Raw genomic sequence first — 15,707 nt, forward strand, 5'->3', positions numbered from 1 at the left:
TTGTTTTTTGATCTCTTTTTACTCATTTATTATTTAACAGCGATTTGGTTTATTACTAGATTTTTAAGTTCAAAATCAGAATTTGCTTGAACTATCGAAAGAGATTCCATTGGTTTGTCAGAAAAATAAATTTCAGTCATCACCGTTTTTCCATTGTCATAAAATATTTCAATTGACGTTTTATCAATAATCACTCTTACATCGATGGAATTAAAATTTGAAGCGATGGGTGCTTTAGTACTATTCTTTGCGAAATCATCTGAAAATGAAGTTTGACTTACATTCTTTCTATCAATATAGAAATAGTGGTCTTTTTTATTAATTCCAAAATGAATGGCGTTATTTGCTTTGTTGGATAAGACAAAATCATAATTATCCTCTTTTAAACCATTCATCGTAAAACGAATATCTAAACTTGACATATCTATAGCCTCTTTGTCTGCAATTACAGTTGTTTTGTCAATCGTAAGAAGCTTCTTTTTAATCGTTTTTGAAATATAATTATCCAATTCTTTTACAGGTTCAGAAACCATTCGATAATGACCATCAACAGTAATGAGTTTCAATTCTCTAGGAATAGTCATAGCACTTCTCCAAGCTTTTGTAGGCACTTTATTGGCATATTGCCAATTGGACATCCAACCGATAAATAATTTCCGACCATCAGCAGCCGAAATATTAGCCCAAGTAACACCTGCATAATTATCTTTACCGTAATCTATCCACAATCCTTCTACTTGCTTCAAATCATTGGCAAACGAAGTTTCTAATGAAAAGGTTTTTCCGTCAAAATCGCCAATAAAATATTGTGTTGCCGATCCTCCATTTGGACCTCCAGGATTGATACTTTGTAATAGCACCCATTTTGTTGCTGTAGTTCCTTCTACTTTTATAGGAAAAAAATCAGGACACTCCCAAGGGGCCCCATGTACACCAAGGTTTTTACCAAAAGCAGAAGCCAACTCCCAATCAATTAAATTAGAAGAACGGTATATTTTAGTTTCAATATCAGCAGCTAGCACCATTATCCATTGATTATGAATCGCATCCCAAGTTATTTTAGGATCTCTAAAGTCTTTAATCCCTGGGTTTTTAATAACTGGATTTTTCTCGTACTTTGTCCAAGTCATTCCTTCGTCTAAAGAATAGGCAATAGCCTGTGATTGATAATCCAATGCACCCGCTTTATCCTTTATTATATCATGATACGTAAACATGGCTATAATTGGAGGATTGCTTGCACTACCAAATCCAGAAGTGTTATTGACATCAACAACGGCACTACCCGAAAATATGTATCCCTTTTCATCTGGGTACAGTGCAATTTTTTCTTCTTTCCAAGTTATCATATCCTTACTTGTTGCATGGCCCCAATGCATTGGTCCCCACACCGTGTCGTCCGGATAATATTGAAAATATAAATGGTATATTCCTTTGTAAAAAAACATCCCATTTGGATCATTCATCCATCCTGTTTTTGGAGTAAAATGAAAATTGGGTCTATACAATTCTTCGTTTGTTAACGTCCTTTTAGTATTTATTTTAGTAGTGCTGCAACTATTCATTGTTATTAATACTATTAAAATAAACATTCTTTTAAAAACTCCTATTTCTGATATTTTCGCCATAATTTCTATTTATTAGTCAATCCTTTACTAACTTCTTCTAATGAAATTCCTTTGGTTTCCGGCATCATAAAAATCACAAACAACAATTGAAAAACCATCATGAAAGCAAAAAAGGCAAATACGTTCCCAACACCAAAACTGGTAAAAAGAATAGGCACCATGGAAGGAATTATAGCTGCTAAAACCCAATGAACAGAACTACCAAAGGACTGCCCAGATGCTCTTAAATGATTCGGGAAAATTTCTGAAATAAATACCCAAATAACAGCACCCTGCCCTATTGCATGTGCAGCAATAAAAACAAATAGAAATGCGGGTACCGCCATTCCTGTCCAGTTTAAGTAAAATGAAGTGGCCACCATTGAAAGCGAGAAAATATAACCAATAGATCCGAAAATCATTAATTTACGTCTTCCCAATCTATCGATAAGATAAACTCCAATTAGTGTGAAAATTAAATTTATAAAACCAATACCAATACTACTTAACAAAGCTGTTTTGGCTCCTAGTCCCGCTTCTTCAAATATTCTGGGGGCATAATATAAAAAAGCATTAATTCCTGACAATTGATTGAAGGCCGCTATCAAGAATACCAATATTAGTTGAAAACGGTATTTCTTCATAAAAATATTTTCGTTCAAAGGAGTGCTATTGCTATTTCGCAACAAATCTTCCATAATAGCTTGAACATCTTCTTTTGAACCAATTTTATCAAAAATTAGTTTGGCTTCATCAATTTTATTTTTAGAATACAACCATCTTGGACTTTCAGGAATACTAAATGCCATGAAAGTATATATTAGTGATGGGAAAATTTGAACACCAAGCATCCATCTCCATGCGTTTACACCAATATCACTTAATAGATAATTCGATAAAAAAGCACAAAGAATTCCAAAAACAATATTAAATTGATACAATCCTACTAAACGTCCTCTGTCTTTAGCTGGTGCGATTTCAGATATATAAGCTGGTGCGGCAATTGTTGAAGCCCCAATTCCTAAACCTCCCAGAAACCTATAAAAAGCAAAAACAAAGGGATCATTTGAAAGAGCAGAACCGGCTGCAGAAATAGAAAACAATATACCTATAATTAATAAAGTATTTTTTCTGCCTAATTTATTAGTTGGAATTCCACCAAAAATAGCTCCTATCACGGTTCCCCAAAGTGCCATTGCCATCACTACAGATCCGTGAAAAACATCACTTGAATTCCACAACAACTGAAGTGTTTTATCTGCTCCAGAAATCACCACTGTATCGAATCCGAAAAGGAATCCAGCGAAAGAAGCAATGATTGACCATCTTAAAATTTTATTGTTCATAAATCTTGATTTTAAATTATATCCAAATTTATTATTAAACCATAAGACAACGTTTTCGTAATGTATCCATTAACTTTAAATTTGATACATTATTTATAAATCGTTATTTTTCAATCAGTTGAGTTGTTTTTATTTGATTTACAAAGTGGAAAGGGTTGAAATTGTTACATCGAATTACAATATTGTAACATTGAAAAATTTACAAAATAATTATTTTATAATTAATAGGATATATTATTACACAATGTGTTTTTATATTTAAAATTAGTTGCACTTATAGTAGTTGAGCTGTTCAGAAAACAAAAGTAAAAGCCTAAAATATTGCAAGTTTCAACCCTGAAAACTCCATTTTACATCTTATACTCTAACTGTTTTGGTATCAATAAATCAATTTTCTATGAACCTTTTCATGATAGCTATCGAAACTTAATTGTTTTCATAGATAATGTTTACAAAACCTTATCTATGAACAAAAAAAAATAGACCAAAAAATGCTTTTTAAATGCATTATTTAGTCTATTTAAAGTAAAAGTTGGATGGCACTAGTATTGTAAAATCAGGAACAATTACAATAAGTTTCCATTTATTTCGTGATTTTGAGTAAAAATCGAGCTTTATCTTGTTGAAAATAGCTACGAAACTCTAATTTTCTATTCAACGATTATTTTTGCATCAAACAATTCATTTTTCAACAAGCCTTTTATTACATAAACACCTCTAATGGCTTTAGCTCCATTGTCCATAATACCATTCCAATGGAGTATTGTATTTTCCACATCAACAGCAGCTTCAATTCTTTTTACTGGAAATCCTGTTATATCAAAAATATATCCATAGACTGGAGTCGTTTCTGTGATGTTATTAAATTTTATATTGAAATTGTCAGTTGATGGATTAGGAAAAACAATGGGATGAAGAATTATTTCACTTTTTTTTTCAGGTCTTTTCTTGGATACCGATGCTACACCACCACCTTGAATGGAATATATTTTTAAATCTGTTGCAGTGGCAGCACCTCCCTGAGCATATAAATCAATTAAATTATTCGCAGTCGAAGGAAAAGATCGCGTTGCAAAAGCCAATTCTTCATTAACAAAAACTTCAATTACCGAGGCATCTACAAAAATTCGCCAATTAATAATTCCTGATGGTACTACATAATTGGTAGATTGATTGGACAGAGGAACACCTGTAAGAATTGAAGATTTACTTCTATCTACAACAAAACTACTTGTAGCGTAATCATAGTAAATTAAGGTCTGTTCTCCTGTGGCAGTATTTTTATTTAAAGAAAAACCGACTTTTGTAGCCGTTCCTGGATTAATCGTAGCAACAATTTCATATTGAGATCCTGTTGCATTATTTAAAGCATTTGAAGTGTTTTGATCAAAAACCACATTCGTGAAATTTTTAGAAGCGCCTCTTAAATTCAGCACATTTGGATGTGGAACTTGTTTTATTTTACCATTTACTAGCGTCCAAACTCTTGGCAAACTAAATACATGTGCCCAACCTTGCTCTTTTTGTTTCTCCGAAGTTACACCATCGGGTATTATTCCTATAGCGGTCAAATTACCATTGGCATCCGGATGAATAGAAGGAGATAATAATTGATTGATGACATCCAATCGTTCAGGAATGGCATTGTCTCTGACGAATTGTGAACCATTAAAATTCCCTGTCCAATACAATGCATTGGCATTAGGAAGCTTATTGATTAGCACAATAGCTTTAGCACCAAAATTATAATAAACAGGCATTTCCCAAAAATCACCTGTTCCATCCACAGCAGGATTTCCTTCTAACATCGTTCCTTGTAGCGACCATTGTTTAAAATCGGTTGAAGTAGATTTATACAAATAGAGTCCGCCTCGTGGCGTTCCGCTACGCATACCTGTTCCGATCATCATATACCATTGCGAATTATCTAGAAAAATAAATGGGTCTCTAAAATCGGCATTCGCAGAAGAACTAGGTGCATTTGGAATTATAGCTGTAGGGTTTTTTGTCCAAGTATCATAAGGAGGTGAAGAGGTCGCAAGTCCAATAGCTGCCTTCGATTTATTGACTCCTGTATAAAAAATATAGGGCTGACCTTTACTAATTATAGCGTGTCCAGACCAAATACCCACTTCATCAAATCCGGGTTGTGGCCATAAAACTTGGGTTTTTTCTTCCCAGTTGATCAAATCTGCACTCACATAATGTCCCCAATTGATATGTTCTAAATAGGGCCCATTAAAATTCCTTTGACTAAATATATGGTATTTATTGTCTATAAAAATTAATCCATGTGATTCATTTGTCCAAGCTGATGATGGCATCAAATGGTATTTTGGGCGATGAATATCGTTAGCAAATCTTGTAGTTGGAATTTTAAGATCTGGATCCGAAGGCGAAAATTTAGCATACTGAGCAACTATCTCAGCATCTGTTAAGTCTTTATTCCAAAGGGTTACTTGATCTATTGCTCCAGTCAAGCCATTAGTATCAAATCCAGCTATTGTTTTAGTTTTTGATTCTTTTCCGATATAAATTGTGGCATTGTTATCCCATAATAGTGTTCCAATTTCAAACGTCGTACTTTTAATTTGACTACCATTTAAATACAATGCAGCTGTTCCGCTTGAAGCATTTATATTTAAGGCAATAAAGCTCCACTTTTTTAGTGGTACTTCTTGATCGGAAAGAATTTGAATCACACTGGTCCCCAGTTTAAATTGACCAATAACTCTTCCGTGATGATTAATCCCTAAGGCAACACCCGAACTATTGGAAGTATTAACATTTGAAAATAGAGCTGCATTTGTGTTTTCAGTAATTAGATCTAAATCTTTTCTTTGCACAGGGAAAGCCGATGGTGCAATCCATCCCGACACACACACTTTTGCTGTAGGGTAAGTTGTGCTTGCATTTCCAGTAGCCCAACCATAAAAACCATTCACTCTGAGCGCATTGCCCTCAACACCAATAATTCGTTCAGCGGAACCCGATGGTCCATCAATAGTGAAATTGGCATTTGTTTTATTTTCGGAAAGGGACTGTCCAGATGACTCATTAAAATTAAAAGATAAAAGCGCTGTGGCTACCGTTGGATTTGGAGGAGGAGTTGGTGTTGGACTAGGGTCATTTTGCGATTTACATCCAATAAACATAACTCCAAACAGGATAATTGTAATATACTTTTTCATTTCAAACTAATTTTCAATAAAATTAGCAGAAGATTCCAGAGAACTGATTCAGTATTGTTACATGAGTCTAATTAATTTAAAAAAAAAATTAAACCCAACAAAACAGTAGGATAAGAAGGGAAATGTCTTTTAAAATCAATATAAAAAAGAAATTAAAAACATGGTATGTATAAAATTGTTACATCGTTATAGTGCAATTACTTATTCCTAAAGTCGGATGGAGACATTTCATATTTGGCTTTAAAGGCAGTAGAGAAATAATTTGGGGAAGCAAATCCACAAGAATAGGCAATTTCGGAAATATTCATCGTTGAAGTCAATAATAACTCTTTGGCTTTCTCTAATCTAAAATTATTAATATAATCACTTACTCCTATTCCTAGAACTGCTTTTACTTTTCTATAAAGTTGAACTCTTGAAATATTTAATTTACTAGCAAGATCTTCAACCGAAAAAGAAGAGTCATCTATTTTTGTGTCTAAAATCAAATTAATCTTATTTAAAAACTCCCTTTCGATTAAACTTAGCGAATCGTTTTCAATTTTATCGAAATTATTAGTATAAAAGTACCGCAATTTCTCTCTGTTAAATAACAGCCCTTTTATAGCTTGTTTTAAAATTTTTAGATTGAAAGGTTTTGTTAAAAACAAATCTGCTCCAACTTTTAATGACTTAATATACGTGTTATTATCATCCATTGCTGTTAAAATAATAACTGGGATATGTGATGTAATCATATTTGTTTTTAACGCTTCACAAATTTCGAAACCATCCTTCTCGGGTAAATTTAAATCACACACTACAATATCCGGAATTAACTCCATAGCCATTTCTATTGCACTTGTCCCATTGCATCTGTTAACAGCATACTCTTCTTTTAATTTTGTGGCTATAAAATCTAACAGGTCAATATTATCCTCAATAATTAAAATCGTTTGTTTGTTTTCAGTAATTAAAGATTCATCTGTAAGTGTTAATTCACTTTCCAAATACTCATATTCATTTTCATTTTCTGAAAAGGAGCTGACTTCGTTATTAATTTTTGATGCATCAATATGATGATCCCCTAATTTTAGACAAACGACAAATTCGGTACCCATAACTGAACTTACTTCGATAGTTCCTTCGTGTAAATCAATAAAATGCTTGGATAAATTCAATCCAATACCAGAACCGCTTCTATAATTATTTGACCCTTGAAAAAATGGCGTGAAAATTTGATTTATTTCTTTTTCCGGTATTCCAATACCCGAATCTTTAAAACTAATTTTAACCAATCCTTTATTTTTATCTTGACTAATTTTAATTTCAATTTTACCTCCATCAGGGGTGAATTTAAAACAATTAGACAATAGATTGTAATACACCTTATCCATTAAATTAGCATCGAAATACACGCCTAACTCTTCACTATCCGTTTCAATTGTATATTTAATATTTCTTTTTTTAGCCTCTCTTTTAAATTCCTTAAACATATTAACGGAGAACTTCCAAAGATTATTTTTAGACAATTTTAGTGTGAATTTTTCATTCTCAACCTTTCTAAAATCCAGCAATTGATTAATAAGTCGAAGTAATCTCATCGAATTATTATACATAATATCTAAATCTTTTTTTACCGAATGGCTTTTGTTGATAAACTCATCGTGAAGAGATTCGACTGAACTCAATATTAAGGTTAAAGGCGTTTTAAACTCATGTGATATTCCGGTAAAAAAATTAATTTTGGATTCGTTGCTTTCTTTCAATTTCTCCACAAATTTTTCAATTTCATTTCTTTGTTGAACGACTTTTGTATTTGTTTCCTCTAATAATGTTTTCTTCTTTCTTATAGAAAAAATAGAATAAATACTAAAAATAGCTAAACAAATAATCAAGACCAGAAGAAAGGTAAGTAATTTAATTAGATTATATAAGGTTAGGTATTTCTTTTCTTGTTCGCCAATTACATTTTGCTGTGTTTCTATATTTGATTGTTGAATCGCAATTCTGTCGAATTGGTTACTCATTATATCCGCATTCAGGGAGTCAATCAATATTGTATTCAGCACATTATTTTTAGTGACTATTTCTTTATTTGCTAGTTTAATGGCGAGCTTAATCGCTTCGCTACCGCCCGTTGGATATAAAATAGTTGCTGTTAGGATGCCTTCTTTTACAGCTTGAATTCCTCCATTTGGGTCATTTAAACCATCAATTCCTATGAATTTTATATTCTTTTCCCTGCCTTTTCGTTTTGCAACTTCCCAAGCTTGAAGTGCAATAATGTCATTAAATGCAAAGACATAATCAATATTTGGTTCGTTATCCAATACCTTAATAAATTCATTATTTATCGATTCCAAATTAAGAGCAGTTATAGTCGTTTTTTTAATATTCGGATATTGATCTATTATTTGTTTAAATCCTAGACTTCGTTCTACACTTGGTGAAATAGCTGTGGTTGCTTTAATTTCAAGAATATTTGCATGAGCTTTAGACATTGAAACAATATATTTCCCAGCAATATGACCTACTTCAATATTGTCAGCTCCCAAAAATGCAGTGTAATTGGATGTGTTGACTTTTCTATCCACTATAATAACAGGTATGCCCTTTTTATTTGCTTTTTCAATTACTGGCACAATAGAATCTGAACCATACGGAGCTACTATTAAAACATCCACACGCTTTTCGATCATTTTTTCAATATCTTCTATCTGCTTTTTAGTACTGCCATTTGCATTGTAAATAGTTAAGTCAATTTCTGGATGAAGAGATGCTTCTACTTTCATAGTATTATCCATAGATTTTCTCCAGTTATCTTCTTCAGATATACTTTGTGAAAAACCTATTGAAATAGTTCGAGCATCCTTTGTATTTAAATTACAAGAACACAATAAAAGAAGACAACAAATTGGAATTAAATAACTAAATTTTCTTAGCATTGAATTTCTCATTATAAGAGTTGAATTAAAAATAACCTCAAAAAACAGTTGAAATTATTGATTATTGTAATGAAACGTCATTTTAAATAACGATTGATTGTTTTGAGAACAATAATTTAATATAACATAAAAAATGTAAATATATAGAAAAGTACTATACTATGAGCAAATTCAAACTTTGAAAGTTGATTGTCTATCTGCTTCTATTTATATTATTAATAAATACTAGATTCAATTAATTAATGCAACTGTCAGGAAAAGAGATAAGATGATTTTTTCAAAAGAAAGGACTTTAAAGTCCTCTCCTTCGAATGGAATAAATTGTCTTTATTTACTCCTGACCAAAGTTGTAAATAATGAGCCATTTAGCCAGTGAATAAAGATATACTATTAGTGTAGTATTAGAGCAGAATTTCAGCAAAAGCGAAATAGCTTTAGTCATTATATTATAACTGTGCATTTTAATGAAAACTACAAAGTAGTGGCCTTAAATATATCCGTTTAGCCTATAACGTGCCTTATTCCTATGAATGAGCGATATTCTTTTTGATGTGGTAATGGAGGTAAATTATTGTACGGTATTTCATTATTGTAGATCATTTCTCTCCTCGGACTACTGCTTTTATACAAGGGAATTTTTTGCCTTTGTATTATGATCGAGAGTAAATACATCGAAAATTTACCCTCGTATATTTATTTGTTTGTTTTATGGCATAATTTACCTCTTGTCTTTGGCGTCTGTCTCAAAAGCAATATGACTGAACATTGCATGTATTTTGGAAATCAGTTGGTTCCCTAATTTTAATACAATTTCAAAATCACTTTAAAACAAAAAATGCTCCCCTTTCAGGAAGCATTACTTATATGCAGTGAGGATGGGATTAACTTCGTTGAACCACAAGTGGGGCATCTCACCAAAACTTATTTTTTACTATTCTTCTCAGTAAGCATCATGTATTTTTTTATTTCTGCATCTGAAATCTTTGGATTTGCTCCTTCATGCCCAGCCACTAAAGCTCCTACTGCACAAGCATAATTCAATGATTTTTGAGGGGATTTTCCTTTAAGCAATCTAACCGTTAAAGTTGCTAAAAAAGAATCGCCTGCACCAACAGTATCAACTACCTTTATAAAATAGCCACTATTGTAATAAAATTTATTATTAGTATACAAAACTGCTCCAAAGGCTCCCTTGGTGACACAAACTTGATTGGAATTCGTTTTTTCAGCTATAAATTTGATGTTCTGCTCAAAAGAATTATATGGCGAATTTAATTTGCGACTTATTTCCCATAACTCTTCATCATTCAATTTGATAAAATCAGCTTTTGACATCAATTCAATTAGCACTTCGGATGTATAATAGGGCGCTCTAAGATTGGCATCGAGCACTTTATACTTCGCTTTTTCCAACAAAGCATATAATGTTGATCTGGATATTTCGTCTCTACAAATCAAGCTTCCAAAAATAAAAACATCCGATTCAGAAACCTTTTTAATCATTTCATTTGTCAGTGCAATTTTGTCCCAAGAAGAAGGGTACATGATGTCATAAGAAGCATTTCCTTTTTCATTAATCATTACATTGACAACTCCCGTTTTATAATCCTGACCCACTTGAATGGAATCTGGACTTACATTCTGTTCTTTTAAAAATGAAAGTATCTCATCTCCATCTAAATCTTCACCAATGCGACTTATCATCGTTGTATTTATACCTAAAGAATTCATCCTTAGCGCCACATTTAATGGTGCTCCTCCAATTTTTTTATGTGTTGGAAAAACATCCCATAAGACCTCACCAAAGCAAACCGCTTTTAATTCTTTTTTGTTTTTCATAATTTTAAAGGTAAAAAAAGGGGAGGAATTCCTGCCCTTTATAGGCACTAATTGTTTAACAGAAACAATTTTACACTAGTAATCTTATCTATTTTAGCTTTGTCTTTTTAACAAAACTACTTTGATAATTTACTTAGTTTAATCTTCTTAATAAACTTTGTTTTCTGATTCGCTGTAATCTCTAAATTGTTAAAAGGTGCTAATGGAAATACCAAAGCAGTTAAAACCCTTTCTCCGTCATTAAGAAAAATTTCCATGGAGGATTTATCGACCAACATGCTTATTTTAAGTTGATTTGAAGCAGGTAATACGTAGGGACATTTTATAATATTACCATTCAAATTATTAAATTTGAATCCAGATTCTGCTCTATTTAATGTTAATTCTCCATTGGCTTTGTCGTATTCTATAAGAACACTTGAACTTTTATTACCCCATTTAATGTTTGCTTTATTTATGGTACTAAAATCCAGCGTAGTTTCTAGATAGAACTTACCTCCTCCTAATGTTGCATCATCAAGCAATTCTAAATCACTTGGTACATCCGTCTTTTCAATAACTGTAGCACCAGTAGCATAGATTAACTCTGTTGCAAGCTTGCTTACAATTATGCTTTTCCCATTACTTTTTTGCCAATGTAAAGTTCTTGGAAATGTCATAGCGCTTCTATAACTATAGGTTGGGACATTTTGAGCATAGGACCAATTACTCATCCACCCAATAAATAAATTTCTACCATTTGGCTCATTACTCCAAGTTACACCAGCATAATTGTCAGTTCCATAATCTAACCATAAGGTTTCTACCTGTGAAGAAGTAAATGTTTCACCATCAAAATCCCCTAAGAAATACTGTGTTCCAGATCCTCCGTTTGGCCCTCCTGGATTTATACTAACCAATAATGCCCATGTTTCTTGACCGTTTATATCCTTAATTTTAAACAAATCTGGACATTCCCATACACCACCATGTGCTCCCACATTTTTTCCAAAACTATTTTTATATTCCCAATTTTTTAAATTTGTTGACGTATAAAACATAATTTCATCACCAGCTGCAAGTGTCATTACCCATTTTTGCGTTCCCTTATGCCAGGATACTTTTGGGTCTCTGAAATCTGCTTTGTTATTATTTACCAAAACAGGGTTGTTCGCATATTTAGTCCAAGTTCTACCTTTATCATTACTATAGGCTAAACTCTGGGTTTGCTTATTGTTTGCTGGGTTTTGATGAGTAAAAACAGCCACTAAAGGACTTTCGCTACCGGTTTTAAAACCAGATGTGTTGTTCGTATCGACAACAATACTACCAGAAAATATATTTCCTAAATTATCAGGATATAAAGCAATTGGCAATTCTTCCCAATTAACTAAATCTTTGCTAATTGCATGTCCCCAGTGCATAGGCCCCCAAACACTTTCATTGGGATTGTATTGATAAAACAAATGATATTCACCTGCATAATACACCATTCCATTAGGATCATTCATCCAATTTTTTTGGGGAGTAAAATGAAAGTCTGGTCGATAATCATTATCCCCAACCGTTACTAATTCAGCATTTGATTTAGAGGATATATCATCATTATTACAATTTGAGAATAATATTAATATGCATGCAAATAATATTATTCTAATACCTTTAATTATTTTCATCGTTTTATATTATTTGGTTTTTAAGTATTCTAAAGCATTTTTGGTAATGGCCTCTATATTCTTTTGATATATATTTAGACCGCTGTTTTGATTCCATTCAAAACCACCTATTCCTATAGCAATAGCTGTACCTTTAAAATTATTGTTTGGCATTGCTTCGAAATTTCCCATCATCCAATAATCATTTATAGAATCCCAAGTTCCGAGGGGTTTAAGTTTAGCATTGTTAACCAAATTCAAATATACCTGCTCGTTATTATTTCCTATTCCATAATAATCTCCTATCCATAATACAAAATTATGATCCTCTCTGTACCCAGGCCCGATCAACTTGATTATTTTCCTTTGATCTACTGTGAACGTCTCTACTCCTTGATAAAGTGGGTGCGTGCTTTCATTATGAATAAGCCCAATATTTACATTAACAGACCAGGTATCTCCATTTGAAAATCCTCCTCCGGCACCTTTTAGTTTGCCAAAATTATCAGTAATTCTACCGATTGTCCATAAATATTCTATAGCGTGTGTATTAAGTAAAAGTCCACCTCCATTAGCATGAAAATTTGTAATTGCAGAAACTACATTTGCGCTTAATGCTGCAGCTGGAAGTGCTGGGTTATCATCTTGTTTATCATAATGCCACCAAAGCACTCTAAATTTACTTAAATCTTTTCCAGCATTTATATCAGCAAATGAAATATATTCTGCATCTGGATAAGTTTTAAATAGCCATGCTGCAGAAGCTTTTTCATCATCATCACTAATTGACGCAACATTGGCTGCTACACCTAGGTAACCTATTTTGGTAGCCCCTACTTTAAAACTTAATTTTTTAGAAGGTGATAGTTGATTTTTTGAATTAATAGTATTTATTTTAAAATTATATTCTCTAAGCTCTGCATTGGCAAGAGTATATGTAGTAGCATTACTAGGAAGATCAATTACTTGAGTCCCGTCTATCGTCAATTTTACACCTGTAATAGTAGTCTCTTGGAGATTCCATTTTAAAACAACACTATTCCCAACTTGTGAACCGACAAAATTCAAAACTGGTTTTGGACCTTCTCTAGTTAAGCTAACTGTTTTACCTAATGAGAAAGACCCGCTATCTGTATTTTTCAACTTAATGGTAAAAAAATATTCAACATTAACCTCTCCAATTTCAAATTCATAACTTGATTTAGAAAAATCAAGTAATTCTACTCCATTGTTATGCTTTAATATAGTGGTAACATTACCTGTATAATTAGGGTTATTCCATGTTAATTTAGCTATATCACCTACCAATTCCACTTTTAAATTCTCTATTGAAGGAACCTCATTCTTAGCATCTGCTAGAATATCACGATCTTGAGAACAAGAGTAATTTAAAATAACAAATAAGTTTAGTAGTATAAACTTTATTATATGTTTTGTTTTTTTCATAATAGTATTTATTATTACGTTATGTTAGTATCCATTGTTTTGTTTGTAAACTCCTTGACTAAAATTAATTTGTGCTTGTGGAATTGGACAATATTCTTCTTTTGACGAATCAAAGTGAGCGCCACTATAATATTCCACTTTTCCCTTTTCCTCTAGGTAATATTTGTTAAGTGTTTCTGCGGTACTACCCCAACGAACTAAATCGAAAAAACGGCTTCCCTCCATAGCAAATTCTAATCTTCGCTCCCATCTTAAAGCTTGTCTGGCAAAATCTTTAGTCCAGGTGCAATTCACACCATTTATGTATGGTTTTATATTTAAATTCGTAGCATATCCAATTAAGCCAGTACTTTTTGACGCTCTATCTCGTATTTGATTGATGATCGGTAAAGCATCGTTAAATTGTCCTAGTTCAATTAGAGCTTCAGCTCGCATAAGTAAGACATCTGCATATCGAATTTGAATTCGGTTCTTTGAGTTACCATAAAATGGATCAATATTCACAAAACAGCTACAATTTGGCGATACATTTTCTTTTAAAGAAGCAAAATAGCCATAAGGATTAGGTGATCTTACCCAACTTTCTTTGTAGATATAAGCATTATCATATTTATATGGCAAATTTGGTATTGCTACTGTATGATACAAACGTGGATCAACTTGAACACTATTCAAATTTTTATAATCAACATTTGCGTCATTATATGTATTAAATAATGGAAGGCCGTTTACATCTGTTTTGTACGCGTTAACCAGGTTTTGACTTGGTTTATGAAAATCACAACAACCTAGTCCTTGAGGAGTTGACAACACATCAGAATAATTTAATCTTCCGTGAAGCGTGTTATCATTATCTGAAAACTGAATGGCAAAGATAGATTCTGGTCCATTTTCATGAGTGCCCGGTAAAAAGTTATTTGCAAAATCTGGCTCAAGAGAACCGTGACCTATAACATTATTGGTAGCATCAATAACCATTTGTAATTTAGCTGGATTAATGTTTGTCACCTTATTGTCATCATCTTGCTCAAAAGCTTGATATAACCTAACTTTTGCTAGATAAGCATAAGCAGCTGTTTTGCTAGCTCTACCAACGTTTTGTTGTGCAGTAGGAAGTCCTCCAGTTGCTGCTTGAAAATCACTTGCGATAGCTTCCCATAATTCATCATTTGTAAGTCCCCTGTTAGATATAGTACCATACTCATCAACTGGTATGTCTTCTGTTATAAATGGTACCCGTTTGAACATTATTTTAAGCATAAAATAAAAGTGTCCTCTAAGAAATTTCATCTCAGCAATCCTTGTTTCTTTTAACGGAAAAGTACTGGTGTTTAATTTGTTCAAATTTCTTATAGCTCTGTTAACTCTAGAAATGGCTATATAGCTATTAAACCAGAATTTATCCAATTCTCCAAAGTCTGTTCGTATATTTTCAGATATTTCAAAAAAATGAAATACTTGAATATCATTAGGTCCGCTACCTCCTTTATAGGCATCATCAGACCTAACATTCCCATAAGGCCATAGACTAAAAGGAGTATCATAATGATCGTTACCTAAAGAAGAATAAGCTGCATTTACAAACCCATCTATATTGTTTGGAGTTACTAGGACTTCTTCATTCAAAACAGAACTAGGAGCGATTTCTAATAAATCCGAACATCCTGCAGTAATTACTAACAGAACAATCCCAAATAAATATTTTATATTATTCATA

General features: G+C 32.4%; 8 protein-coding genes. All 8 read right to left on the reverse strand.

Features of this window, described 5'->3' with window-relative positions; translation table 11 throughout:
• Positions 1–29: 29 nt before the first annotated feature.
• Positions 30–1,628, reverse strand: a complete 1,599-nt coding sequence (locus E0F76_RS01080) for a glycoside hydrolase family 32 protein (protein WP_132000493.1) — start codon at positions 1,626–1,628, stop codon at positions 30–32.
• 5 nt (positions 1,629–1,633) lie between these two features.
• Positions 1,634–2,953, reverse strand: a complete 1,320-nt coding sequence (locus E0F76_RS01085) for a sugar porter family MFS transporter (RefSeq protein ID WP_132000494.1) — start codon at positions 2,951–2,953, stop codon at positions 1,634–1,636.
• Between the two features lie 650 nt (positions 2,954–3,603).
• On the reverse strand, positions 3,604–6,144 hold the full coding sequence (locus E0F76_RS01090; protein ID WP_132000495.1) for a GH32 C-terminal domain-containing protein: 2,541 nt from the start codon (positions 6,142–6,144) through the stop codon (positions 3,604–3,606).
• A gap of 197 nt (positions 6,145–6,341) precedes the next feature.
• The gene (locus E0F76_RS01095) at positions 6,342–9,071 is read right to left on the reverse strand and encodes a substrate-binding domain-containing protein (RefSeq protein ID WP_132000496.1); all 2,730 of its coding nucleotides are present in this window, start codon (positions 9,069–9,071) and stop codon (positions 6,342–6,344) included.
• Positions 9,072–9,992: 921 nt separating this feature from the next.
• Positions 9,993–10,910, reverse strand: coding sequence for a carbohydrate kinase family protein (locus tag E0F76_RS01100; RefSeq protein WP_132000497.1), 918 nt, complete (start codon positions 10,908–10,910; stop codon positions 9,993–9,995).
• Between the two features lie 116 nt (positions 10,911–11,026).
• Positions 11,027–12,565: a glycoside hydrolase family 32 protein gene (locus E0F76_RS01105; protein ID WP_132000498.1), complete on the reverse strand. Its 1,539-nt coding sequence runs from the start codon at positions 12,563–12,565 to the stop codon at positions 11,027–11,029.
• Positions 12,566–12,574: 9 nt separating this feature from the next.
• A complete protein-coding gene (locus E0F76_RS01110; protein ID WP_132000499.1) occupies positions 12,575–13,990 on the reverse strand; it encodes a DUF4960 domain-containing protein in 1,416 nt (471 codons plus the stop codon).
• Positions 13,991–14,014: 24 nt separating this feature from the next.
• Positions 14,015–15,706: a RagB/SusD family nutrient uptake outer membrane protein gene (locus E0F76_RS01115; protein WP_132000500.1), complete on the reverse strand. Its 1,692-nt coding sequence runs from the start codon at positions 15,704–15,706 to the stop codon at positions 14,015–14,017.
• Position 15,707 lies beyond the last annotated feature (1 nt).

This window comes from Flavobacterium cellulosilyticum (genome assembly GCF_004349355.1).
Lineage (GTDB): Bacteria > Bacteroidota > Bacteroidia > Flavobacteriales > Flavobacteriaceae > Flavobacterium > Flavobacterium cellulosilyticum.